Consider the following 2,130-nt stretch of genomic DNA (forward strand, 5'->3'; position numbering starts at 1 on the left):
TAAATAATGTTTTGTTAATTTTAAAAAACGAAAGGATAAAACACTTTTACGTTATGCCCAATTATAAAACAGACAGAGACTTATGCCCAAAAGACCAAAACAACATAGATTAGAAGATAAATCAAGAGTAAAATTTCAGGAGATTTTACCTGAAATGTGGGTGTATAGAGACAAGGACAAAGACTACGGCATTGATTCGGAAATTGAATTATTTGACAAAAATGAGAAAGCTCAGGGAATAGTCTTTTATGCTCAGCTTAAAGCAACAGAATCGAAAAAGACTTCAACCATACTTAATGTTTCTTTCGATATTGACACTTTGAGGTATTATAAAAAATTGGAAATTCCTGTTTTACTTGTTAGGTATTCAGAATTCAATGATTCAATTTATGTAAAGTGGATTGATAATGTAGACTTGTTTTTTGCAAAAAAGGATGCAAAAACATTTCGTATAAAGTTGAGCGAAGAGAATTTATGGAATTCTAACAGTTCTGAAAAGATTGAAAGAAGACTAAAAAATATTAGAAAACTAAAATCAGGCTATTTCAATTTCCCTATTCCCTATTCAATCAATATTAAATCTCAAAAAGTAAATAATTTTTCAAAAGCTATATTAACGACTCAAATCAAGAGCGCACTAAAAGAATATTCTGAGTTTTTAATTAATGCCAGCGAAAAAGATTCAATTGTTGAAATTCTTTTAGATAATGAAGAATTAAAAATAAGCATACTTGACTTATATGGTTGCACTTTTCACAGTATTGGAAAACGAAAGTTAGATGAATTTTCGGTTGGAGTTGCAAAAGATATAATGCTTGGCGTTGCAACTTCCTTTATACAAATCGGACAAATTGACCATTGTGGAAAAATCATTTTCTCAAACAACCTACACCGCAGATTACTAAATAAAAAGGAGCTTCTTGTTCAACTATTACCTCCTTTATTTCAAAGTTCATACTTTAAAAATACACTCAATTTAATTGGAGACATTTTAGACAGTGAATCTTCATTTGAAATACAAATATTAACTGCTGTAAATTTATTGATTAGCTCAGAATTAAATAGTAAGAGCAAAAATAGAGCTATTGAAAAATTCTATAAAAAGAGATTAAATAAATCCATTAAAAAAGAAGATAATACACAAACTGGTATTTCACATTATAATTTGGGTAATTTCTATAGAGGTAAAGGAGAATTATTTAAATCAGTCAAAAATTATATCGCTGCAAAAAGATATGAACCAATCTATTTGCAACAGGACTATTATTACCAAGAATTAGCGGGAGTATTTTTCCTTATGGATAGATTTAAAGTAGCGTCTGGATTATATGCAAAATCTATTGAGTTAGGTGCAGGCGGATTAACAAAAGCTCTTTATGCGGATGCTTTAATGTTTTCTGGTTCCTACGAACAAGCCAAAGTTGCATTTTTTGAATATTTAGATTCAAATGAAAATCCATCTGCAGAATTTTATCTAAAAGCCATCAGCCTTGAAACAATTATTGAAAATACTGGAATAAAGCAACAGTCTCGTAAAATATTTGAGGCAATGGCAAAAGCTGATATTAAAAAAATCAGCAAAAATGGCAATGTTGATATTGAAAAGGAATTAGAAAAAACATTGGAGCTTGATTTATTAAGTGGATTAACTTGGTTCAATTTAGGGATTACTCAAATTGAAAAATCGCAAGAAGACCACGCCCTTTTTTCTTTCATAATGGCAGGTCTTGTTCAGAACAATGATATTGAAGCATGGAAGAATGCATTTTTATGTTCATTTAAGGTTAAATCACAATTGTACCTTCTTCCGTCAATTATTCAAACTGCATATTTCTTTAACGGAGAAGAATTCGTCTTGCAATTGTATTCTCACCTTGAGAAAACAAACGGAATTGAAGATATAACTCCTTTCATGGCAATTGTAGAGATGGTTCTTCAAAAAGTGGAAAAAGATGAATCGCCACCGACAGTTCGTGCATTAAATGAAAAAGGGAAATTTGAGAATATATTTAAAAAATAACAGGGCATAATCGAGTAGACGGTTCCGCCGGTAATTAACCGACGGAATGCGCCTCTCACACCACTGTACGTACGGGTCTCGTATACAGCGGTTCATTAGGTATCAGTGTC

Annotated in this window: 1 protein-coding gene; it reads left to right on the forward strand. The window is 31.1% G+C overall.

Annotated features, from left to right (window positions below; all coding sequences use genetic code 11):
- The first annotated feature begins 82 nt into the window (after positions 1 to 82).
- Positions 83 to 2,020: a DUF4365 domain-containing protein gene (locus QUH73_RS20620; RefSeq protein ID WP_289532334.1), complete on the forward strand. Its 1,938-nt coding sequence runs from the start codon at positions 83 to 85 to the stop codon at positions 2,018 to 2,020.
- Positions 2,021 to 2,130 lie beyond the last annotated feature (110 nt).

Source organism: Labilibaculum sp. K2S, assembly GCF_030372765.1.
GTDB lineage: Bacteria > Bacteroidota > Bacteroidia > Bacteroidales > Marinifilaceae > Labilibaculum.